17 protein-coding genes are annotated in these 23,184 nt (G+C 68.2%); 8 read left to right on the forward strand and 9 right to left on the reverse strand.

Annotated features, from left to right (window positions below; all coding sequences use genetic code 11):
- Positions 1 to 581 precede the first annotated feature (581 nt).
- Together HWV07_RS06340 and HWV07_RS06345 are read left to right on the forward strand one after the other, a co-directional pair.
- Positions 582 to 2,288 (forward strand): nitrite/sulfite reductase, encoded by a 1,707-nt coding sequence (locus tag HWV07_RS06340; protein ID WP_178333493.1) that lies wholly within the window; start codon positions 582 to 584, stop codon positions 2,286 to 2,288.
- Positions 2,278 to 3,960 carry a Coenzyme F420 hydrogenase/dehydrogenase, beta subunit C-terminal domain gene (locus tag HWV07_RS06345; protein WP_178333494.1) on the forward strand — a complete coding sequence of 561 codons (1,683 nt, stop codon included), beginning with the start codon at positions 2,278 to 2,280 and terminating at the stop codon, positions 3,958 to 3,960. Before HWV07_RS06340 ends, HWV07_RS06345 begins: the two co-directional genes overlap by 11 nt.
- Positions 3,961 to 3,984: 24 nt before the next feature.
- Here HWV07_RS06345 and HWV07_RS06350 read toward each other — a convergent pair whose 3' ends face one another.
- Entirely contained in the window at positions 3,985 to 4,164 is a 180-nt protein-coding gene (locus HWV07_RS06350) for a hypothetical protein (protein WP_178333495.1), read from the reverse strand.
- 332 nt (positions 4,165 to 4,496) lie between these two features.
- Here HWV07_RS06350 and HWV07_RS06355 point away from each other — a divergent pair, with 332 nt between their 5' ends.
- Positions 4,497 to 5,291, forward strand: coding sequence for a sensor histidine kinase (locus HWV07_RS06355; RefSeq protein ID WP_178333496.1), 795 nt, complete (start codon positions 4,497 to 4,499; stop codon positions 5,289 to 5,291).
- A gap of 226 nt (positions 5,292 to 5,517) precedes the next feature.
- The gene (locus HWV07_RS06360) at positions 5,518 to 5,982 is read left to right on the forward strand and encodes an HTH domain-containing protein (RefSeq protein WP_178333497.1); all 465 of its coding nucleotides are present in this window, start codon (positions 5,518 to 5,520) and stop codon (positions 5,980 to 5,982) included.
- 134 nt (positions 5,983 to 6,116) lie between these two features.
- Here HWV07_RS06360 and HWV07_RS06365 read toward each other — a convergent pair whose 3' ends face one another.
- Together HWV07_RS06365 and HWV07_RS06370 are read right to left on the reverse strand one after the other, a co-directional pair.
- Positions 6,117 to 7,199 carry a DUF4397 domain-containing protein gene (locus HWV07_RS06365; protein WP_178333498.1) on the reverse strand — a complete coding sequence of 361 codons (1,083 nt, stop codon included), beginning with the start codon at positions 7,197 to 7,199 and terminating at the stop codon, positions 6,117 to 6,119.
- 473 nt (positions 7,200 to 7,672) lie between these two features.
- Positions 7,673 to 7,855 (reverse strand): DUF7563 family protein, encoded by a 183-nt coding sequence (locus tag HWV07_RS06370; RefSeq protein ID WP_178333499.1) that lies wholly within the window; start codon positions 7,853 to 7,855, stop codon positions 7,673 to 7,675.
- Between the two features lie 138 nt (positions 7,856 to 7,993).
- Here HWV07_RS06370 and HWV07_RS06375 point away from each other — a divergent pair, with 138 nt between their 5' ends.
- A complete protein-coding gene (locus HWV07_RS06375) occupies positions 7,994 to 8,359 on the forward strand; it encodes a DUF5658 family protein (protein ID WP_178333500.1) in 366 nt (121 codons plus the stop codon).
- A 21-nt stretch (positions 8,360 to 8,380) separates the two neighbouring features.
- Here the strand turns inward: HWV07_RS06375 and glmS are convergent, their stop codons facing one another.
- The 4 genes from glmS to HWV07_RS06395 form a co-directional block, all read right to left on the reverse strand.
- Complete coding sequence (gene glmS / locus HWV07_RS06380; protein ID WP_178333501.1) at positions 8,381 to 10,192, reverse strand: glutamine--fructose-6-phosphate transaminase (isomerizing); 1,812 nt, start codon at positions 10,190 to 10,192, stop codon at positions 8,381 to 8,383.
- Positions 10,193 to 10,412: 220 nt separating this feature from the next.
- Positions 10,413 to 10,985, reverse strand: a complete 573-nt coding sequence (locus HWV07_RS06385) for a DUF7344 domain-containing protein (RefSeq protein ID WP_178333502.1) — start codon at positions 10,983 to 10,985, stop codon at positions 10,413 to 10,415.
- Between the two features lie 706 nt (positions 10,986 to 11,691).
- A complete protein-coding gene (locus tag HWV07_RS06390) occupies positions 11,692 to 12,660 on the reverse strand; it encodes a DUF1616 domain-containing protein (RefSeq protein ID WP_178333503.1) in 969 nt (322 codons plus the stop codon).
- Entirely contained in the window at positions 12,657 to 14,630 is a 1,974-nt protein-coding gene (locus HWV07_RS06395) for an ArnT family glycosyltransferase (RefSeq protein ID WP_178333504.1), read from the reverse strand. The genes HWV07_RS06390 and HWV07_RS06395 overlap by 4 nt, the downstream gene beginning before the upstream one ends.
- A gap of 679 nt (positions 14,631 to 15,309) precedes the next feature.
- Here HWV07_RS06395 and HWV07_RS06400 point away from each other — a divergent pair.
- From HWV07_RS06400 to HWV07_RS06410, 3 genes are all read left to right on the forward strand, one after another.
- On the forward strand, positions 15,310 to 16,368 hold the full coding sequence (locus tag HWV07_RS06400) for a right-handed parallel beta-helix repeat-containing protein (RefSeq protein WP_178333505.1): 1,059 nt from the start codon (positions 15,310 to 15,312) through the stop codon (positions 16,366 to 16,368).
- A gap of 437 nt (positions 16,369 to 16,805) precedes the next feature.
- A complete protein-coding gene (locus HWV07_RS06405; RefSeq protein WP_178333506.1) occupies positions 16,806 to 19,322 on the forward strand; it encodes a right-handed parallel beta-helix repeat-containing protein in 2,517 nt (838 codons plus the stop codon).
- A 123-nt stretch (positions 19,323 to 19,445) separates the two neighbouring features.
- On the forward strand, positions 19,446 to 20,489 hold the full coding sequence (locus HWV07_RS06410) for a glycosyltransferase family 2 protein (protein WP_178333507.1): 1,044 nt from the start codon (positions 19,446 to 19,448) through the stop codon (positions 20,487 to 20,489).
- Between the two features lie 18 nt (positions 20,490 to 20,507).
- On the opposite strand, the gene HWV07_RS06415 is transcribed toward HWV07_RS06410, so the two are convergent.
- On the reverse strand, positions 20,508 to 22,007 hold the full coding sequence (locus tag HWV07_RS06415) for an oligosaccharide flippase family protein (RefSeq protein WP_246279869.1): 1,500 nt from the start codon (positions 22,005 to 22,007) through the stop codon (positions 20,508 to 20,510).
- A 216-nt stretch (positions 22,008 to 22,223) separates the two neighbouring features.
- Entirely contained in the window at positions 22,224 to 23,171 is a 948-nt protein-coding gene (locus HWV07_RS06420) for an NAD-dependent epimerase/dehydratase family protein (RefSeq protein WP_178333509.1), read from the reverse strand.
- Positions 23,172 to 23,184: the final 13 nt, after the last annotated feature.

Raw genomic sequence — 23,184 nt, forward strand, 5'->3', positions numbered from 1 at the left:
GCGGAGCCGACCGCGGTTGGGCGTCACGATACCCTCGCCGCGACGTTCGCTCGACCCGCCGGACACGTACCTCGGTGGTTCCTCCAGTCATCGGGTGAGTGGACGCACTCCGGACGGGAAGCCCTTCTGTCGCCGTCCGAGATGAGCCGACAGATGCGAACACTCTACCAGCAATAAACTCCTGTTCTTTTCCGAGCGCTACCACCTCGTTCCTGTCGCCGTTAGCCGGTTTCCATCTCGAAGTCACTCACGACGGGCGAGATCTCCACGGCAACCGTGAGGCCGACTCTCTGCGCCGGATACCAGCGCTCCGCGTCGATGTGTTCCGTGTTCCGCGCCATCACCCGTCACACTTACCAGCAATCTTGACCGGTTCGTGGTAGCCTCGTCGGATATCACCGTGAAGAGCAGGTCCATGGAGACGCGTGCCTAGACTATCTATATGACTGTGTTAGTCAATCACTCGCTCAGACCAGGAGGACCGCTACACCGTCGGAGCTGCCCTGCCGGGCGGTGGTCGTCGTGAACGCCGAAGCAGCCCTGCAGCTTCGAGCAGGTGTTCGTCGAAGGAGGTGGCTCCCATGAATACGGTCGAGCGGTGGAAACAGGAGAAGCATCCCCTCGACGTCGTCGAAGACGTCCGGCGGTACGCCGACGAGGAGATGACCTTCGAGGAGATCGAGGCGGAGGCCGGCCACGGCGAGTGGGAGCGGCTCAAGTGGGCCGGGATGTACGCCCACGGCAACCACGACGACTACTTCATGGTGCGGACGAAGGTCCCCGGCGGTCGCCTGACGCCCGAGCAGGCCGAGGTCGTCGGCGAGGTGGCCGACGAGTACGCCACCGCCCCCGAGGAGTTCGGCGGCAGCGAGCAGAACCCGATCTGGGGCGACGCCTTCCTCGACGTCACCACGCGACAGGACGTCCAGATGCACTGGATCGAGGTCGAGGACGTCCCGGAGATCTGGGACCGCTACGACGAGGTCGGCCTGACCACGATCCAGGGGTGCGGCGACTCGGCGCGGAACGTCCTCGGTTGTCCCGCGGCGGGGTTGGACGACCACGAGTGCTTCGACGCCCAACCGGTCGTCGACGCCGTCTCGGAGTTCTTCACCGAGAACCGGGAGTACGCCAACCTGCCGCGGAAGTTCAAGATGACCGTCACCGGCTGCCGGCAGGACTGCGCGCAGTCCCAGATCAACGACGTCGGGCTCGTGCCGGCCCGCAAGTCGATCGGCGACGACGATTACTACGGCTTCCACGCCCGCGTCGGCGGCGGCCTCTCGGACGGGCCGCGGATGGCCTCGACGCTGGACGTCTTCGTCCGGCCGGAGGACGCCGTGGAGTTCTGCCGCGCCATCGCCCAGACGTTCAAGGAACTCGGCGACCGGCACAACCGCGGCGTCTGTCGGATGCGCTACCTCGTCGAGCAGATGGGCCCCGAGAAGTTCGAGGCGGCGGTCCGGGACCGCTGTGCCGTCGACCTCCGGGAGCGGGGCGTCGACCTCACCGAGGGGTACGCCGGCGACCACGTCGGCGTCCACGACCAGCGCGAGGACGGACTGCAGTACGTCGGGTTCAACGTCATCGGCGGCCGGATGGGCGGCGAGGAGTTCGCACAGGCGGCCCGCGCCGCTCGCGAGCACGGCACCGAGGCGTCGACGGTCCGACTCGCCACCGACCAGAACTTCCTCGTCACGCACGTCCCCGAGGAGAACGTCGACGACCTGCTCGCCGAGCCGTGGGCGCGGGACTATCAGCCCGACCCCGGACCGTTCTCCCGGGGCGCCGTCGGCTGTACCGGCTCGGAGTTCTGCAACTACGGCATCATCGAGACGAAGAACCGCGTCCGCCGGTGGGCGAAGGAACTCGACGAGCGCATCGACACGCCCGACGACCTCGAGGTCGTCCGGATGCACATGTCGGGCTGTTCGGCCTCCTGCGCGCAGCCCCAGATCGCAGATATCGGCTTCCGCGGCGAGACAGTCAAAGTCGAAACCGAGGACAACGCGGACGACGACATCGTCGAGGGGATGGACTTCGGGCTCGGCGGCTCGCTCGGCGCCGACAACGAGTTCCTCAACTGGGTCGAGGCGGCGGTCCCCGCGGAGTCGGTCATCCCCGCGATGGAGCAACTGTTCGAGGCGTACGCCGACGAGCGCGAGGACGGCGAACGGTTCTACGAGTGGTGCCGACGGGTCGACGACGCCCGACTGCGGGACGTGATGCAGCGGGCGGAAGCGAACGTCGCCGGCGGCGTCGCGGCGGAGGTGGCCAATGACGACTGAGAAAAATACCGACGTGCCGGCCGACGCCGCGCCGGAATTGCACGAGGACCTAGAGGACGACGAGGACCCGCTCCCCGGCGTCCCGGACGTCGGCAAGCACGACGGCGTCGGCGTCCCGCCGGTCAGCGGCCAGTCGCCGGGCCACGACCCGGACCCGGGCAAGCCCATCCGGTACGTCCAGCGGCCGGCCGACGGCGGCGACGAAAACGACGACTGCTGCGACGGCGGCTGCACGTGTGGAGGGGAGGGCACCGCTGCGCCGAAGCCGGCTGCTGCCGGCGGCGACGGACCACGTCCTTCAGTACGTCGGGCGTCGCCCGACGGAGGGACGACTCCCGCGAACGTCGACAGCGACGGCAGCCTCGGGGACGTGGAGTTCACGGAACCGCAAGCGGACGTCAGCCAGGACGTCGACAGCGGCGCGCCGGACGAGCGCGTCGACCCGCCGGAGGGCGTCGACCTCGACACGCCGGGGTACTCGATCCGCGAGGAGATGAACGACATCGAGACGCCGGACGAGAAGACCTGGTTCATGGAACTCGACGAGGCCGTCATCGACGACGGCCGGTGCATCCAGTGTGGGACCTGCGTCGCGTCCTGCCCGTCGGACTCCATCGGCATCGGCGACGACGGCCTGCCCGAACTGGTGAAGATGTGCACCGGCTGCTCGCTGTGCTGGGACTTCTGCCCGCGCGGCGGGCTCCGCTACGAACGGCAGTGGAAGATCACCGGCGGCGACGACAACGTGAAGGGCGCCGGCGACCCGATTACGGAGTTCTCCGCGAAGGTCGGCGAGGCCTGGCAGCGGAACGCCCAGGACGGCGGCGTCGTGACGGCGGTGCTCTCGAAGCTCCTCGAGGAGGGCGAGATCGACGGCGCCCTGATCGCCACCGAGAGCGACGAGGAGCCCTGGAAGGCGGAGTCGTTCCTCGCGACGACGCACGGGGAGCTGGTCGCCAACGCCGGGAGCTTCTACAACCAGACGATGGCGCTCGGCAACCTCGACCTCCAGCAGTGGGAGCACAAGCTCGACGGGCCAGTGGAGGAGGCCTCCCTGGCCCTGGTCGGCACGCCCTGCGAGATCGAGGGCATCCGCGCGCTGCAGGACTTCGAGTGGGAGTACGGCAGTCAGGAGGCGGGCGTCTGCGCCATCGACTACACGGTCGCGCTGATGTGCACGAAGAACTTCAACTACTACCGGCTCATCGGCGAGCAACTGGAGGCGAAGCGCGGCGTCTCGCCGGACGAGATCGGCAAGATGGACGTCCTCGACGGGCGGATGATGGTCTACGACCACGACGGCGACATGCTCGTCGACGAGAACGTCGAGAACTTCCACGACGCGGCGCTGAAGGGCTGCAACGAGTGCGCCGACTTCACGGGCTACTGTGCGGACCTGACGGTCGGCTCGGTCGGCTCCAGCGACGAGTACTCCAGCGTCATCGTCCGGACCGAGCGGGGTCTGAACGCGTGGGAACTGGTCGAACCGGAGCTCGACTACCACGACCTGGAGGACCGCAGCGCGGTCGGCAAGCTCCAGGGCTGGGACAAGAAGAACGCCTTCGAGTCGCTCGAACGGCCGTTCGACCCCGACGCACCGCGGTTCGTCGACTACACCGACCACGCGGAGAACTACGGGACGACGCTGAATCCACACGACAGCGACCACTGATCGCGCCGTCGGAGTCCGTCGAGATCAGACGAGGGCGTCGCGGCTGTAGTAGAGGTCGGCCTGGATCCACGCGTCCTCCTCGTCGACGTCGTAGACGAGCAGTTCCCCCTCGTGGGTCGTGACGTCCGCGTAGCGCTGCAGCGCGGCGTCGGCGGCGTCGGTCGGAGGGCGATCCCCCGTGGGGGCGGCGGTTTCAGTTCCCATGAGTCTCGGGGTTGTCGACGGGTGTTTATAAACTTCTTGGACGTTCGAACGGCGCGCTGACCAGTAAGTTCGCCCGCCTCCGGGTCGATCCCCGGTAAGGACTACGGCCCGGGAGGTCGTCCCGAGGTCGTCCGTGCCTACCGCCGGAACCGCTCTTGGAGCGGCCCGGTACGCGTGCGGGCGCTTAGCAGGGACATAACTACGCCGAACGACCGTGTTTCGTCTCCGATGACACCGCCACGTCCGTCCCCTGCTCGCCGCGCGATTCCGACGGGCCGAGAGACTCCGACCCGCACCGTGACGCGAACAGCCGGTCCTGAATCGGGGGGAACGTGACCGTGACGGGGGGCCACGAGACCGGCGGGGGGTTCCATCCAGAAGACGCGGATGCGTCCGATTGCGACACGTCGGCGAGCGGGGCGGATCGCGACCGCACCATCGACGGGCGGATACGGGAACTCGAACGCGAGAACGAACGGCTCTCGGAGCTCCTCGACGTCCTGGGCCACGACCTCCGGAACCACCTCGCGGTGGCGAAGGGCCGGCTCGAACTGGCGCGGGAGGGCCGGGACGACGAGGACCTCGCCAGCGTCGCCCGCTCGCACGAACGCATGGAGGAGCTCCTCGAGGACCTCCTCGGCGCCAGGGACGATGGGTTCGCCGTCCGCGACGGCGAACCGGTGTCGCTGGAAACCTGCGCTCGACGAGCCTGGGAGACCGTCGAGGACGAGAACGCCGACCTGGAAGTCGGGTCGGACCTGGAGTTCCGCGCCGACCGAGGCCGCCTCGTCCAGCTCCTCGAGAACCTGTTCCGCAACGCCGTCGAACACGGAACGATACACCCACAGTTGCCGCTGACGGTCACCGTCGGGCGGCTCGCCGACGAGACCGGGTTCTACGTCGAGGACGACGGCCGTGGCCTCCCATCGAATCGCGAACGGGTCTTCGACGAGGGGTTCACGACCGCCGAGGACGGCACCGGTCTGGGTCTCGCCATCGTCTCCGACGTCGCCGCCGGCCACGACTGGACGGTCCGGGCCACGGAGGGGTCGGCCGGCGGGGCCAGGTTCGAGATCGGCGGCGTCGACCGGACGGTGACGCCCGTCGACGCCTACCAGTTCGAGTAGGGGCTCTGTAGACGAGGCACGATTTCGACGCTACCGCTCGTTCAGGGCCTAGCTGACCCCTAGAACCGGAAACCTGTCCATACCGTTTCCTGAAATCCGGGCGACATTACCGCGAGAACGAGCGGCTTACCTCGACGCTAACATTAAAATAACAAAGCGGGGGAGGGATCAACCTCCGGCGATGCCGAAGTCACCAGAAGCGCACATCGATGGGGGAAATCGGACGGTGGAACTCTTCGTGAGGTCGCTGACGCCGCGGGCGACGCGCGGGCGCCTCGAGGAACTGATAGAGCACCTCGAGTCGCTCGAGACCCGGGGACACATCCAGGCGTTCGAGGTGCACGTGTGGGGCTCGCGCATCGACCGCACCTCGGCCGCCGCGCGGACGGATTTCGGCCAGTTCGTCACCGAGCGCGTCGAGGCCTTCTCCGAGTGGGCCTGCGAGACCGACCACTCTCTGGGCTCGTTCTTCGAGGAGGAGCCCGTCGAATCCGTCATCACCGACGAGGAGTACACCGTGACGACGCTCCCGACGGCCACCCTCGCGGAGTACGTCGACGGGGAACTCTCGTTCGTCGCGCCCTGCTCGGACGGCGAGTCGATGTTCACCATCGAGGACCGCCTCGAAGCCCTCCAGAACGACGGCCGGTCGATGGACCCCGGGGCGGCGATGCAGACGCAGACCAACTGATCGCTGCGGTCGACCGGCACTGCCCTCCACGGCCGGTCTGAGACCGTCTTCTTCGAACGTGCTCGACTGGGCGAAAAAAGATCGAACGGTAGCCGGCCGCCTGCGGGCCGATCGTCCGTCGAGACCCGACCCGGTCAGGCCGAGGACGTCTCCGTCTCGTCGCCCATCGACGACTCGTTGGTCCAGTCGTCGTCCATCGACGACTCGTTACCGGCGGTCTCGTTGCCGGTGCCGCCCGACGACGCCCCGCCGGACCCCTCCTCGGTCCCGTCGACAGCCGCGACCAGCTGCAGCGCCTCGTCGCTGGAGTCGGCGGCTCCCGCGTACCCCATCGCGTAGGCGGTGTGAGCGCGCCCCTCCTGGAAGTCGGCGTCGACGTCGGTCAGGGCCTCGTCCTCCCCGGCCGCCCGGACCTCGACGGTCTGGACGCCGGCCTCGACAGCGCCGTAATCCGAGAGTTCACCGTACGCCAGATCGGTGACGAGCGGTTCGTCGGCGTCCGCCAGGGAGACGTCCACCGCGTCCGCGTCGGGAGAGGCGTGGAACGCCCGGACCTGCGTGTCCTCGCCCGACGCGACCTCGTCGTCGAGGGAGACGACCTGCAGGCCGCCGGCCGAGGAACCGCCAGCGGGTGTCGCGGGCTCGCCCCCTCCGGAGCCGGTATCGTTCTCCTGGGTGGCCGTCGCGTTCGTCTGCGTGTTCTCGGTCGGGGTCGAATCTTCGGCCGAGGTCCCGGACCCGTATTCCCCGAAGGCGACGACGCTGTAGCTCCCCCCGTCCTCGACGTCGAGTTCGTTCTCGAAGAGCGCCCGGTCGTCGCCGGCGGCGGTGACCCGCACCTGCGCGGTCCCGGAATCGATGGGTTCGTAGCTGGTGACGTCCGTGTACGAGACCCCCTCGAAGGCGGGTTCGTCGTCGACGTAGACGTCCACGTCGGGGGCGCCGACGAGGGCGTGGACCGCCCTGACCTGCAGGGCGTTCTCGTCGACGGGCTCCTCCGTCCCCTCCTCGGTCGGGGACGTCTCCCCGCCGTCGGACTCCCCACCGTCGGTCGGCGAGCCCCCGTCGCCGTTCCCGTTCCCGCCGTTCCCGTTCCCGCCGTTCCCGTTCCCGCCGTTCCCGTTGCCACCGAGACCGCCGCAGCCGGCGAGCCCGATGCCGCCTGCGGCTGTCAGACTCCCCACGAACGTGCGTCGCGTGACGCGGTCGGATACCATGTTTCCACGACCGGCCAGCGGCCACAAACCGGTATCCACCACGTAGGTGCTACTATCTACGGTTGAGTATCATTGGTTGTCCGCTCGACGTCGGCTCGACGATGGTTCCCAGCAGGTGCCGAAAAATCCCGGAGAGCGACGAACCGGGACACGGGTTGTGTCCGCGGGTCGCCACGCCCGGACGAACGTGGTGGGTGGGGGTGTGCGCAGGCCGGAACGGCCAACGCAGGGTGGGGTGGGTGGGGGCAGGCGGAAGCCGGTTCGGCTTCCGCACGTGTCGCTATCGTCGTCGGGAGGTTAGTTATTCGTCCGTTGCGGCTGGTATACGGCGGTTATCGGATTCGGAACGCTGAAACGGTCCGCAGGCCGCCGCGAGGACTCGGGCCACCGGAGTCGTAGCGGGCCACGGCGGGTACTCTCCGTATCCAGGCTCGATCGACGAACCGTCCGGCTGACGTCCCAGACGACCGGGTTCAGACCTCCCGGTCCGGTTCGGAGGCCTCCCCGTCGAACAGCTGCTTCGAGGAGAGGCAGTCGATGCAGCCGTACACCGACCGCCCCTTGCCGAACACCCGGACGAACCGGGGCGACACCGACGCGCCGCAGCGTTCGCACTCCCAGTTCGTCCGTTGCCCCGCCGCCTTGCGACCGTCCATAGTTTGCAGGGAAGCTGCCTCGTACTTTGTAATGAGCCGCAAATGCACGGTAACGCACCCCACATCGGGAGCGATTCGATCGGGCGCGCCGCTACGACCCGATTAACCAAACAGTCGGGTCTCCGAGGTGCGGTCGTGATGTCGGCCCGCAGTCGCGTCCTCCCGCGGCCCCAGAACGACCAGCAGTTCGTCGCCATCGCGGCGCTGGTCGCCGCCCAGGGGCTCGACGTCGCGACGACCCTCTACGGGCTGCGGTCCGCTGGCTTGGTGGAGCTGAATCCCGTCGCTGCCACCGCGATGGCCAGCCTCGGCCGGCTCCCCGGACTCCTCTGTCTGGCGTCTCTCACGGTGCTCGCCGCGGTCGCGGTCACCGAGACGACCACCAGCCGCTTCGGCGGCGCGTGGCTCCCGTCGAACCGGGTCCGCTGGCTCGGCTACGCGCCGCACGTCCTCATCTCGGCCGTTGCGGCGCTGCACAACCTCATCGTCGCCGGCGCCGTCTGAGACGCGACGGCCCGTGGTCCGTCACTCGACCGTGACGCTCTTCGCGAGGTTCCGCGGCTTGTCGATCGGGCGGTCCCGGAGGTCCGCCGCGTGGTACGACAGGAGCTGCAGGACGACGTTCGAGAGCAGCCCGGACAGCTCCTCTGGCGCGTCGGGGATCTCCACGACGTCGTCGACGGCGCGGTGGACCTCCGTCGCCGACTCCGGGGCGACCGCCACGACGGGCGCGCCGCGGCTCTGGACCTCCCGGACGTTGTGGAGCGTCTTCTCGTCGTTCTCGCCGGTGAACACGGCGACGACCACGGTCTCGGTGGTGACCAGGGCGAGCGGCCCGTGTTTCAGCTCGCCGGCGGCGAACCCTTCAGCGTGCTCGTAGGTGATCTCCTTGAACTTCAGCGCCCCCTCCAGGGCGACCGGATAGCCGATGCCCCGGCCGATGAAGAAGTACGAGTCCATCCCGGCGTAGCTGTCGGCGATCCGCTCCGTACGATTGGCCTCGAGGATGCTGTCGACCGCGTCCGGGAGCCGTTCGAGCCCGCGGAGGAACGCCTCGTCCGGCGGCTCGCCGTCGCCGACGTCGCCGCGGAGGCGCTCGGCCAGGACGCCGAGCGTCGCCACCTGCGAGGAGAACGTCTTCGTCGCGGCGACGCCGATCTCGGGGCCGGCCCGGATGTAGCAGACGTCGTCGACCTCGCGGGCCGCCGTCGACCCGACGACGTTGGTGACCGCGAGCGTGCGGGCGCCGGCCCGGTCGGCCTCGCGGAGCGCGGCCAGGGTGTCGGCCGTCTCGCCGCTCTGGGTGACGGCGACGACGAGCGTCGACTCGTCGAGGGGCATCGGCTCGTTGGCGAACTCGCTGGCCAGCGACGTCGAGGCGGCCACGCCGCGGCGCTGTAACAGCGACGTCGCGTACATCGCAGCGTGGTAGGACGTCCCGCAGGCTACGAACAGGACCCGCTCGACGTCGTCGAAGGTCCCCGGCGGGAGGTCCTCGAGGTCGATCTCCCTGGCGCCGGGGTCGGTCCGCCCCTCGACCGCCTGGCGGAGTGCGACGGGCTGCTCGTTGATCTCCTTGAGCATGTAGTGGTTGTAGCCGCTCTTCTCGGCGTCGCCGGCCGCCCAGTCGACCGTCTGGGGCTCGCGGACGATCGGGCGGCCGTCGACGTCGGTGAACCGGACGTCGTCGGGGCCGACCACGGCGACCTCGTCGTCCTCGAGGTAGACGACCCGGTCGGTGAACTCCAGGAACGCCGGGATGTCGCTGGCGAGGTAGTTGGCCTCCTGGCCGATGCCGACGACGAGCGGCGACCCGTTTCGGGTCGCGTACACGACGTCGTCGTCCTCGACGGCGAGGGCGACCGCGTAGCTCCCCTCCAGGACGTCGACGACCTCGCGGAACGCCGCCTCCGGGTCCCGCCCGGCGTCCAGTCGCTCCTCGATCAGGTGCGGGACGACCTCGGTGTCGGTGTCGCTCGTGAACTCGTGGCCGCGCGACCGCAGTTCGGTCCGGAGGGACTCGTAGTTCTCGATGATGCCGTTGTGGACGACGGCCACGCGGTCGGAGCAACCCGTGTGAGGGTGGGCGTTCTCGTCGGTCGGCGGGCCGTGGGTGCTCCAGCGGGTGTGGCCCAGGCCGATCGGACCCGACGGCCGCCGCGATTCGACCGCGGCCCGGAGGTCGTCGGTCTCGCCCTCGCACTTGCAGACGTCGAGGTCGCCGTCGAGCAGCGCGACCCCCGCCGAGTCGTACCCACGGTACTCGAGGTTCGAGAGGCTGGTCAGGAGTTCCTCGAGCGCGTCGTCGGTGCCGACGCGTGCGGTGATGCCGCACATCGTCAGTGCTCCCCCCAGAGCGCCCCTGTAGCTGTCCGTCCCACGCGAATCGTGCGGCGTGTGTGGCGTCGGTTCATGGTGTCACCAACCCGCCGAGTGGTCGGCGGCTGATACCGGTGTCGACGCTTCTGACGGCTTTGTTATGCCCCGGTATTCGAGCCGAAGGTCTGACAACAGTCGAGGAGAAGACAGGTATCGGCTGGCCTAGGACCGGGTCCGGTCAGTCCTCCGACTGGACGGTGTGGACGAGCGCTAACGCCGCGAATCCGACGATAGACAGCCCGAAGAGCGCGGTCGTCAACTGCGAGACGAACAGCAGTGACGCCGCGATGGCCGCGATACTGACAGCAGAGAAGGTGAGGTAGTACGTACTCCAGGGTCGGGGGTTCGGTTCCGACTGTTCGAGGTACTCGTAGAACTGGTCGATGTTCTGTCCGGGTTCGACCGTCCCGCGGTTCTTGTCGAAGTCGATGGCGCCGCTGTCGGCCATCCGGGGGAGGTGACACTGGTAGAGGCCGACGTAGACGCGCTTGCGCTCCTGGGAGCCGAGCTCGTTCGCGGGCTTGTCGTTCTCGATCGAGGCGATGTGTTCGGCGAGATCGCTGAGCGACGTCCCCGAGTCCGTCTCCGCCATGAACTTGAGGACGAGCCGCCGTCGTTCGTTCTTCAGGATACCGAAGACGACGTCGAGGGGGACCGACTGCGGCGGCGCCTCCTCGGCCGGCGGCTCTTCGTCGGCGGCGTCGGGCGACGCCTCCGGGGTCGACTGCTGCTGTGTTGGGACTGATGTCATGTTTACTTCGTTCCTACCGAACCTGTGATTCCTGCGACGCGGTACACTCGCGAGCAGCCGCGGGATTACGGTCTCCCTGAGCGACCCACCGCTGCCCCACCGTCCACGACGTGGCCCCCGACCGCCGGGTCGCCGAAAATTCAGGCGCCACCGTGGGTTTGTTCAATCGGGTCATGGCTCGTGTTGAGTGGGGAGAACGTATCCTACCTCGTATATTAAAATCCTCGTCCGTCCATCCAGGTAAGCACCACGTATCAGCCGTCCAGATACCTCCAGCGGTCTTCTCGGCCAAGCAGAACCAGCTATCCGGACAGTCGGTTTCGGCGCGCGTATAGAACGCTGCTTAGCCCCATTATTTCGCTGTTAAGCAGGCGGGGGTCCAGGGGGTCGATTCGCTAGCCTGCTGGCGGTTTTCGGGGTCGAAGCCATCCCTTACGACGGTCGCACGAACGATTCCTCGGCCGGGGACCGATCCGTCGCGCGCGGATTCGCCAGAAGAGGGTTTATATGTGGTTCTCGGACGTCGTTCCGCCCCGCCTCCCGGGAGGGCGCGGTCGACAGCCCGTCTCAACACCGCTCGCAAGTCTCACCTAGAAGGAGCCCGCCCGCCGGGGGCTGAACGACGGACGAACGGCGACCGACGTCGGGGAATCGTAAGCGATAGAATACGCTTCCTACGCGAGTGCAGCGAGGGGTGGTACTCCGGTCACCCCTCGACTACGTTGATCCAGATCTGGAGCGTCTGGTCGGCGGTCCCCGAACTCGGGTCGTTAGGGGCGCCCCCCTTGTACAGGAGGAGCTGCAGTCGGATCCGCTCTCCGACCAGCGTCGGCGCGACCTCCCGTTCGACGGTGGTGTTCTCTCCGTGCGCCAGGTCGGCCTCGAAGCGGTCGACCTGCTGTTGCATGACCACCGACCCGTCGTCGCCGATGGCCTGCGCCTGCATTACCACCTCGTAGGACGTCGGCTCGTGCTCCCGGTTCTCGAGGCCGACGTAGAGGGTCTGTCCCTCGCCGGAGACGAACGTCTGGGGGTACTCCTGTGCGGTCAGGGTACCGTTCCCGTCCTCCGAGAGGACGTAGAACTCGGTGTAGGAGTCCCCCTGCGGGGGCGCCGCGGCCGTGACCGCGAGCGTGGCGACGAGCAGGAGCAGCGCGAAGATCGCGACGCCGTTCTGGAAGTTCGACCCGCTGGAGAGACGCCCCCAGAACCGGCTCTCGTCGCCGAACGGCATCGCCCGCTCCGCCGGGTCGGCGCGGAGCCGCCTGACGGCCGCGATCGCCACGCCGAACAGCGTGACCGCGCTGATGGCCACGACGGAGGGCCCGAGCCTGATGGCCGACCCGATGCTCAGGACGACGCCGACCAGAGCGAGCACCACCGCGCTCACCACCAGCGAGAGCGCGATCCGGACGAGGTGGTCCGGTTCGTGCCACGGCTGGGCCACCTCGGAGCGGCGGACCCGACCGGTGTCGACCGGGAACACCGCCGAGACGATGGCGTACCCCGGCAGCACCAGCAGGAACGGGACGCCTAGCAGCCAGACGACCGGCTCGGGCGCGTCCACGCCGAACAGCACCAGGTTCGTCATCGCGACGAGCGCGACGACCAGCCCGAGGTCCCGCGCCCAGCCGGCGTTGCTGGCGCGGCGACCGCGCGAGGACCGTCCCCTCATGCGTCACCACCTCCGGTCACCGGCGAGGCGGTGCATATCTTGACGTCGCTGTTCCCGTAGACGTGGTTCCGGGTCTCCGGGCAGATCTGCGACGGTCCGGAGAACGAGTTCGTCCGCCTGTTGGTCGGCGGGTCGCCCTCCTCCTGGACTACCGCGGGTGCCGTCCGCTGGTAGTCGCGGTAGACGGTCGGGGCGTCGTTGATCGGCCCCTGCTCGTTCAGCACGGCCGGCTCGGAGTTGAACCCGCCGTAGCGATCGTATATCGTCTGGTAGGGGTGGTCGGTCCGTATCTCCTCGGTCGTCCCGGGCGGGTGGATGACCGCCGCCGTCTCGACGGCCGCGATCTCGGCTTCGCTGTAGGAGAGCCGCGGGTACTCGTCGTCGAAGGCCGGACTGTCGAGCGTGGCCTTCTCGGTGATGACCATCGTCGTCGGATAGCCGAACGCCAGCAAGACGAAGACGGCCAGGATGACCTTCCGGGACGCGTTCTGGGAGATGTAGTAGAGGCCGACGGCGCCGATGATGGCCATCGGGGCGTACATGAAGGCGTTCCAGCGGCCGGGCAGCAGCGTCCGGATGCCGAACAGGGTGAGGCCGAAGACGATGACGAACATCACGCCCGCGGTGAGGATGTAGGTCATCGCGATGTCGGTCGGTTCGTCCTTCCGGAGCATCACCAGCCCGCCGAGGACGGTGATCAGCAGCAGCAGCGCGAAGCCGAACTCCTCGATGTAGGGGATGAGCTCCGCGATGAGCCCGGTCGTCTGGCCGGCCCGACCGGCCTCCGGTGTGCCCCCGGAGCCCCCGGCGAGGTTGAGGAAGCCGGCCGACTCGGTCAGCGTCATCCACAGGAAGTCGAGCATCCGCCACAGGAAGATGCTCCCGCCGGACCACGGCGTGACGGCCCACGTGACGAGCGTGACGACCACGCTGATACCGAAGGTACCCACGAGCGCGGGGGTGCTGTTCGCGGTGGCGTCGGCGGGCCGGTTGCCCGTCACGCTCAGGGACGCGGAGACGAACGCCGCGATGCCCAGCAACACGAGGACGATGGCCGTCGAGACCTGGTGGGTGAAGATCGTCGCCAGGCTGAACAGCAGCATGAGGGCGACGATCCGGCGGTCGTCGGTGAAGAACACCTTCGTGACACAGTACAGCGTCCCGAGGAAGAAGACCAGCCCGAGGCCGGTCGGGATGACGTGGATGCCCCAGCGGATGAACTGGTCGGAGAACGCGTAGAGGGCGGTCGCGAGCAGCGCCCACCGCGCGGGAATCAGCAGCTTCGCCGTCCCGTAGACGAGCATCGACGAGAGCGGGATCAGGAGTCCGACCGTCAGGTAGGTTCCGGCCCGCGGGGTCCCGAATACCGTCGCGCCGACGGCGCCGATGGCGTGGTAGAACGGGGCGAGGATGTACTTGGTTCCCTCCATCGAGGCGATGGTGCCGGACTCGGCGATACTCGCGACGAGGTTGGGGATGTGCGTCCAGCCGTCGACGCCGATGTAGCCGGGCGTCATGAACAGCACCGACATCCGGATGACGACGGCCGCGACGAGGATCTGGAACAGCACCTGCCCGGGGGCGATCCGGCCGTCCTCGGCGAGCAGTATCTGTACCAGGATGAGCGCGCCGACGAGGCCGGTCAGGAGGTAGACGACCCCCGTCCGGTGGCCCGCGATCCGAATCCCGGCGACGATCACGGCCAGGCCGAGGAAGACGAACGCTGGGAAGTACCCGATGACCCCGCCGGGTAAGGCCGGGAAGGCCAGCGCCCTCGATCGCCGACGGCGGGTGGCGACGTAGATCGTACACGCGGTCCCCGCGGCCAGGGGGATGACGAGGAGCAGTACCTGGGAGGCGAACAGGCGGAGGCCCAACAGCAGGAGACAGAAGACGATCCCGAGCTTCGCGAGCGTGAGGTCGATGTTGTCCGTACTGAGGAACCGCTGGAGGCGGCTCTGGGTGCTCATCGCGGGCGCCCCCGTCCGAGCGCGAGACGGTTCGTCGGAGGAGCGGATACAGAGCGGGCCCCGAGAGTAGCGTGGGGACGTTCGTCAGATAGCATCGTACATTCTCACCACTGTCTTTCCCCGACGTAGAGCCAAGGCGGTGATTGTTATATCCGACCTATTTCCGGCCGGGGCCGGAGTGGAAGTCCACCTGGCGACGGCAACCGACGGATTACCGAGTCAGGCGTTGACACACCCGCGAACGGGGGAGTTCCCTGTTCGGTTCCGGATCGGCCAATGCTGGACTCCGTCCGCGCGGGAGTCGGGCCCGAGCACGAGGGCGGCCAGCACTCGGGCTCAGCATGGGGTTCGGCGGCCGCGCGCGATCAGGCTGGGAAGTCATCTGGTTGACGATTCGCTCCCGATTCCGCCGGTAAGATGTTCTTACTCGGCGGTAAACGCCGGTACAGCCGTCGAAGGGGACGATAGTGCCACCCGGCAAAACGCGACAGTAACCACCACGTAACCCGACGGAAAGTGAGCTACCCGGTCGGTTTCCCTCACTATCGGCACCCATGCCGTGAAAACCGGTTTATGAGTAAGGTATAGATACCGCCCCATGCCAGTACGGCAGGATACCAGTAAGGACGTAACGGCGACCGTAAACGAAGGGGCAGCCGGCCGGTTCAGCCGGAGGCGGATGCTGCAGCTCTCGGGGACGGCCCTCGCGGCCGGCGCAGTTGCCTCCGGCACCGCCTCGGCGGACGACCACGCCGGGGACAGTGCTGAAGAGGCGACGGCGGACGGCGGGCCGCTCGGGGGCGGCGACGGCTACGACGCGGTCGTTCCCCCGGAGGCGGCCGACGTCGTGGTCGACACCCGTGAGGAACTGGACCAGGCACTGGCGTCGGCGACCAGCGGCGACGTCGTGTACGTCGATGGCGACGCGAGCATCGACCTCGCCGACCACACCTTCACGGTCCCCGACGGCGTCACCCTGGCTTCGGACCGTGGCATCGACGGCGCGGCCGGCGGCCACCTGCACACCGATTCCGAGACGGACGTCGTCGACGTCGAGGACGACGCTCGGGTGACCGGCCTCCGACTGGAGGGTCCCTTCGACGAGTTCTTCGATCCCAGCTGGTACGCACGGGGATCTGGCCTCCGCGCCCTCGGAGAGGACGTCGTGATCGACAACTGCGAGGTCTGGGGGTTCGCCTACGCGGCCATCTACGCGCGCGGCGACGCCCACGTCCACCACAATCACGTCCACCACAACGCGCGCGACGGACTCGGGTACGGCGTGGTCACCGTGGACGGCCACCCGATCATCGAGTGGAACTACTTCGAGTACAACCGTCACTCGGTGGCCTCGTCGGGCGACCACCACGGCTACACCGTCCGGTACAACCACTTCGGCAGCGGCGCCGCCGGCATCGCCATCGACGTCCACAGACCCGGCGGCGTCCGCTCGACGGTCCACAACAACATCGTCGAGGCGGTCGACGACATCCGGGGTCGTCACGGCCCGCTGCAGGCCATCCAGGTCCGCGGCGTCCCGGACGAGTCCTACGACGTCCGCGAGAACTGGTTCTTCAACCCGAACGAGCCGCACAGCAGTCCCGCCGGCTCCTGGACCGCGGAGGCGATCATCCAGCCGACCGAGACGGCGTGGCGGAACGTCTCGTTCCGGGACAACTTCTACGGCGAGGACGCCGCCGTCGAAGCCGACGACGTCATCCCGGGCTACGTTATCTGAGGGGTCGAGCGGGCTCCCTTCTCGCTTCGGTCCGACAGCCACTCTGTCGTTCTCGCCGTCACGTTCGGTCACCACACCGTCGGCACACTCCATCGTCGACCGACGGGCGCGTCCCCCCGCGCACCGGGTCAGATGACCACCTATCGAGACCACTTGCTCGCGCTATACGCCCGGTAATGAGTCCTTAACCCGGGCGAAATCGGCGATATCGCGCGGGCGGCTGCTCTCTAGCCAATCACACGTAAATGACATCAACTAGAAGTAAGTAATACACATATCAATCTTCGCCACACGTGTATCTACTAATATCTCGTTATTCCGTAAAAATCGGTTTAAAGGTAAGTCCTCGATACCGCGCCATGCCAGAACGGAATGGTAACAATAACGGGAGCGAGGAACAAGCAGCTGGTGACGGGGGGCGTCTGAGCAGGCGTCGGATGATCCAGCTTACGGGAGCAGGGATCGTCGCCGGCGCAGGTGCCGGCGCGGCCGGTGGGGCGGCCGCAACCGGGGACTACCCGAACAAGATCACCTTCGACGGGACCGTCTCGAACGGGAAGTCCACCTACGAGTTCGAGGTCTCCGGGGGCGTCGACCCCGAACAGGGAGCGGCCACGCAGGAGCGGAACGACTCGGTCACCGACGGCCGCGTCAGAGGGTCCGTCCACCGCGACGCGGACGTCTACCACTTCGCCGGCAGCCTCACCTACCTCGACGTCAAGGGCGACGCCGGGGTCTCGATCGAGTACGGCGACGAGGGCGACGTCGCGGCCGACCGCCTCGAGATCGTCTCCGCCAGCGAGGTCGAGTACTCCTTCACCGCCTCCGACCGCGTCGAGAAGGTCACCGGCGACGGCGACAACGCCGCGGAGGCGTACAACGACTCCGTCGTCGAGAACGACGACGGTAGCTGGACCGCGTCGGGCTACACGGGGAACGGCTACGGCGACGCCTACGACTTCTGGGGGGAGCCCCTGGAGTTCCAGCCCGTCGAGGGCGAGTACACGCTGTTCCTCAACGGCGAGGAGGTCACGCTGACGGAGCTGACCGGGCAGGAACCCCCACAGCAGGTCGAACCCAGCGTCTTCCAGATCGCGTCGAACGCCGACACCCCGGCGATGTACTACGAGTTCGCCGTCGAGGGTGAGGTCATCCCCCACGACAGCGTCGAAGACCACGACAACATCACCCAGGACGGCGACCTCTACCGCGTCAAAGGACAGGTCGGCCCCAAGGGGACCGACTCCTACGAGGTCCCGGGGAAGCTCGTCGAGTGGAACGCCGTCGACGCGAACGACGACTACGTCTCGGAGTCCCGCTTCGACCTCTACTGGGACGGTGAGGCGGTGGGCCTCGACGACGTGCTGATCGGCGGCAAGACGTACGTCCTCGGCGTCCACTCCACCGAGGAGACTCCGGCGATGTACTACGAGTTCGCCGTCGAGGGCGAGGTCACCCCCCACGACAGCGTCGAAGACCACGACAACATCACCCAGGACGGCGACCTCTACCGCGTCAAAGGACAGGTCGGCCCCAAGGGCGCCGACTCCTACACGGTCGCCGGCAAGCTCGTCGAGTGGAACGCCGTCGACACCGGCGACCACTACGTCCCCGAGACGGACTTCCGGCTCACCTGGAACGGCTCCGACACCGGCCTGGAGGACGTCCTCCAGGGCGAGAAGCCGACCCGACGACTCGAGATCTACGCGCCGGAGAACGCCGAGATCGACTACACCTTCAAGACGACCGACACCGTCGAGCCCGTCACCGACAACGGCGACAACTCCGCGGAACCGAACTACGACGCCATCAGCGAGAACCACGACGGTAGCTGCACCGTCGACGGGCTCACGGGCAACGACTACGGCGACGCCTTCGACTTCAAGGGCGGCGTCGAGGAGTTCTGGCCCCAGGAGGGCGAGTTCGCGCTCTACCTCGACGACGAGCAGGTCACGGCCTGGGAGCTCGTCGGCGAGGACGAACCGCAGACCCGCGACATCGTCGAGGGCGGTCCCGTCGGCGGCGGTCGAGGGTACGACTCGCTCGTCGGCCGGAGCCAGGCGGACTACGTCGTCGACACCAAGTCCGAGCTCGGCAACGCGCTGTCCTCGGCCTCCAGCGGTGACATCGTCTACGTCGCCGGCAACGCCACCATCGACATCGGAGGGTCGACGTTCACGGTGCCCAGCGGCGTGACGCTGGCCTCCAACCGCGGTATCGACGACGCGCCGGGCGGCCTCATCCGGACCGACCGGGAGACCAAGATGATCAACGTCCGCCGGGGCGGTCGGGTGACCGGCCTCCGCATCCAGGGCAAGTACTACAGCTACTTCGACCCGCGCGGCGACGACTCCTACCCCACCGGCACGGGCGTCAGGGTCACCGGCAGCGACGTCGAGGTGGACAACTGCGAGATCTGGGGCTTCGCCTACGCCGGCGTGAACGCCAGCTCGAACACCCCGCACATCCACCACAACCACATCCACCACACGCCCCGGGCCGGCCTCGGCTACGGCGTCGTGATGAGCGGCGGACACCCCGTCATCGAGTGGAACTACTTCAACTACAACCGCCACGCCATCGCCGGCTCGGGCGGCGGCGGGTACACCGCCCGCTACAACCACGTCGGACCGGACACGATCGGCCACATCTTCGACATGCACCGGCCGGGCGGCGACCGCATCCACATCTACCGGAACACGGTCGAGGCCGTCGGCCACGTCAACGGCGGGTCCAAGGAGTTCCCCGCGGTCGTGATCCGCGGCGTCCCGAGCGACGTCGCGCTCATCGAGGACAACTGGTTCTACAACCCGAACCCGCCGCGGGACGACCCCGCGAACTTCACCGACGAGGCGATCGTCCAGGCGTACGTCGACGACTGGCAGAACATGGAGTGGTCGAACAACCACCTCGGTAGCAGCGAGCCGGCCAGCGACATCGGCTGCCCCCGGTAACGCGACACCGGAGCAGTCCCGGTCACACTCGGGTATCGCCCCGAACTCTTCTTCGCAACACCTCGCGGGCAGGCGGTCATAGGACGGACATAACAATCACTGCAGGCCACCCGGTCCCGATAGATGGAGCGTACATCCGGAGCGCCGCTCACGCAGGGGGACGCGGCCACGGATCGCGATGCCGACGAGGTGTCGCTCTCGGTCGTCGTCCCGACCTACAACGAGGAAGACCACGTCGAAGCGTGCCTGGAGTCCGTCTTCCGGGCGTGCGCGTCGACGGACGCGGTCGGGACCTACGAGGTGATCCTGGTCGACTCGAACTCCACGGACGCGACGGTCGAACTGGCGGCCGACTACCCTGTCACGGTGCTGCAGATCCCCGATGAGGACCTGTGTACGCCCGCCGCTGGCCGATACGTGGGGACCCACCACGCCGACGGCGACGCGCTCCTCTTCGTCGACGGCGACATGGAGGTCGCCGCCGACTGGCTCCCGGAGGCGGTCGCCCACCTCCGCGAGGAGGACGTCGCCGCCGTCGACGGCCACCTCGACGAGGTGCCCGAGAACGCCACCCTGGTGGAGCGCGAGTCGGTCCGGGGCGTCGCCCTCTACGACGCCGACGCGCTCGCGGCCGTCGGCGGCTTCGACCCGTACCTCGAGTCCCTCGAGGACGTCCAGCTCGGTCTCGAGCTGAACGCCGCGGGCTACCGTCTGCTGCGGGTTCCGACGGTCTCCGCCCGCCACCCGGGCTCCGACGTCATCACGGAGACGCTCCGCCGCTGGCGGAACGGCTACTCCCGCGGCAACGGCCAGGCCATCAGGCGGTCGCTCTCCTCGCCGCAGCTGGTGGCCAAACACGTCTACCGGATGCGCTTCCGGCTCGTCATCGGCGGCTGGCTGGGTCTCGGCGTCCTCTCGCTGGCGACCGGCGTCGGCGTGCTGCCGTGGCTCCTCGGCTCGGCGCTCGGGTTCCGGAAGATCGCCTCGGAGCGCGACGGCGTCGTCGACGCCGCCGGCTACGTCCTCTACAAGCTCACGTTGCTGGTCGGGCTGGTCCTCGGGCTGCTGGAGCGGCCGACGTCCCCGGAACAGTTCCCTCTGGAGCGTGTCGAGCGGGTGAGGGAGGCCGGCGTCCACCAGGGGATTCCGTCGGACCTGCAGTTCTGAACCTGCGGCCGAGCCTCGCTACGACCGTCGCGCCCGGGCGACCCGGCCCACGGGGCCGGGGACCTTGGACAGCAGGTCGATCGTCTCGTCGTAGCTCAGTGCCCCGGTGGCCAGCGCGACCCCCAGGTAGGTGACCCCGCCGAGGATCGGGACCACGGCCAGCGAGACGATGTCGCCGGCGATGAGGTGATCGGCAGCGAAGATGACCGGCGCGGAGACGGCCACCGTCGCGACGATCCGCGGCGCCCGGAAGTCGGCCAGCGGGTCGTAGCCGATGCGCCAGGCCGCCCAGACGAACAGCAGGAACATCGACCCGTAGCTCGCGCTGGTCGCGGCGGCCGCCCCTCGCATGCCGAACAGCGGGATGAGCAGTCCGTTCAGGACCAGGTTCGACCCGGCCGCAACGGCGGTGGCGACGATGAGCGTCCGGAGCTGTCCGGAGCCCTGGCTGATCGCCTGGAGCGGGCGCGCGATGGCGAAGCCGACGGTACCCGGGAGCAGCAGGAGCAGGGGGACGACCGACACGGAGAACTCGTCGCCGTAGTACAGCGGGACGAACGAGTCGGCGAGCGCGGCGAGGCCGATGGCCATCACCGCCACCAGCAACAGCGTGTACCGCGTCACCCGGGTCGCGATCTCGGTGATCTGCTCGGTCCGGTCCTCGCTCCAGAGGTTCGACGTCGAGTGGAGCAGCAGCGTCTGGAGGACGATGGGGACGAACCAGACGTACTCCGCCAGCTGCAGGGCCGCCTTGTAGTAGCCGGTCGTCTCGCTGTCGACGAGCGTCCGGAGCATGATGACGTCGACGTGGAACAGCGACATCACCAGCGTCACGAGGACGATGTTGAGGCCGTTGAACGAGAGGACCTCGCGGTAGGGGAACGAGGACGGCGTCCCCTTCAGGATCGCCGACAGCGACACCTTCCGGACGACCACGATGCCGGCGGCGACGGCGACGAGCAGGCTCGAGACGATGTGGCCGAGGAGCATCCCCGTCACGCCGAAGCCGGCGGCGACGAGGCCGAGCCCGAGCCCGACGAGGACGAGCTTCTTCGTGACCTTCAGGGACTCGGAGATCGGCTCGAGGCCGAACCCGAGGACGGTGCGCATCGACATCGAACTGAACTGCGTCACCAGCACCATCGTCGCCAGCAGATTGAAGTACAGCGTGAACCCCTCGCCGAAGATCCGGCGGGGGATCCCCAGGGCGTTGACCACGAGCAGGACCCCAACTCCGACGAGTCCGATGGCGGTGGCGAACCCGAGGTAGAACCGGATGACGCCCCCTCGCCAGTTCTCCGTCTCCCGCTGCTCCGCGACGAACTTCTGGATCCCCTCCGTGACCCCGGAGCTGACGGGGATCATGTAGAGGCTGAAGATCGAGAGGAGGACCGCGTAGTTCCCGTAGTCCTCGGCGCCCAGGAACCGGACGATGAGCGGCGTGGAGACGATGGCCGTGATCGTCGTTATCACCTTCGCGCCGAAGATGGAGAAGAACCGCTGGAAGACGTTGTCCATGCCGCTCACGCCGACCACCCGCCGCGTAGTGGACGTTCGAACGCCGACGGCAGCAGAGGCTCCTGACCGGCCGATCGGTGCGGCGACCGACGTCGCCTCGCCTCGGCTGGACGCACGTCACCGAACCACGCGGCACCCCCGGCCGCATCGAACCCCGGACGGCAGGACCGTGACACGGGTGGGACGTACGCGCTGGCGGACGTAGTTAGTGGTCCCTTAGGCCCGGGGGACGGGGACGCGGTCGGCGACCATCGTCTCGAGTCCCTCCCGGAGGTCGATCCGGGGTTCGAACCCGAGGTGCCGCTTCGCGCGGTCGATCCGGGCCTCGCTGTGGCGGATGTCCCCGGGTCGGGCGGGCCCGTGCTCGATGGGCGCGTCCGCGTCGACGAGGTCGACCACCACCTCCGCCAGCTCCCGGACGCTCACGCTCCGGCCCGAGCCGACGTTGTAGGCGACGCCGGTGTGGTCGGTCGTTCCGGCCGCGAGGTTCGCACGGACGACGTCGTCGACGTGGACGAAGTCCCGCGTCTGCTCGCCGTCGCCGTGGACGACGAGCGGTTCGTCCGCCATGGCCCGGCTCAGGAAGGCGTCGACGACGCCGCTGTACTCGGGGTTCTGCCCGGAGCCGTAGACGTTGAAGTACCGGAGGGGGACCACCTGCAGGTCGTAGGCGTCGGCGTAGATCCGGGCGTAGTTGTCGGCCGCGAGCTTGTCGGCCCCGAAGGGCGACGTCGGCTCCTTCTCCGCGTCCTCCGATATCGCCTCGTCGGTCGCGTCGCCGTAGATCGCGGCGCTCGAGGCCGTGACGACCCGGACGTCGTACCGTCGGGCGGCCTCCAGGACCTGGACGGTGCCGCCGACGTTGACGTCGCTGCTCGCGCCCGGCGACCCGAGGGACCCCGGGACCCCGACGAGGCCGGCCAGGTGGTAGACGAGGTCGACGCCGTCCATCGCGTCGACGACGGTCGACCCGTCGCGGACGTTCCCCTCGAGGACGTCGGCGTCCGGCGGCACGTTGGCCCGCGAGCCGGTCGAGAAGTTGTCGAGGACGCGCACCTCGTTCCGCGAGGTGAGTGCTTCGGCGAGTCGGCTGCCGACGAATCCCGCACCGCCGGTGACGAGTACCGTCCGGTCCGTCGGCATCCGATCGGTGTCGATCTCCATACCCCAAAAGAGC

The organism is Natronomonas salina, from assembly GCF_013391105.1.
Classification (GTDB): Archaea; Halobacteriota; Halobacteria; order Halobacteriales; family Haloarculaceae; genus Natronomonas; species Natronomonas salina.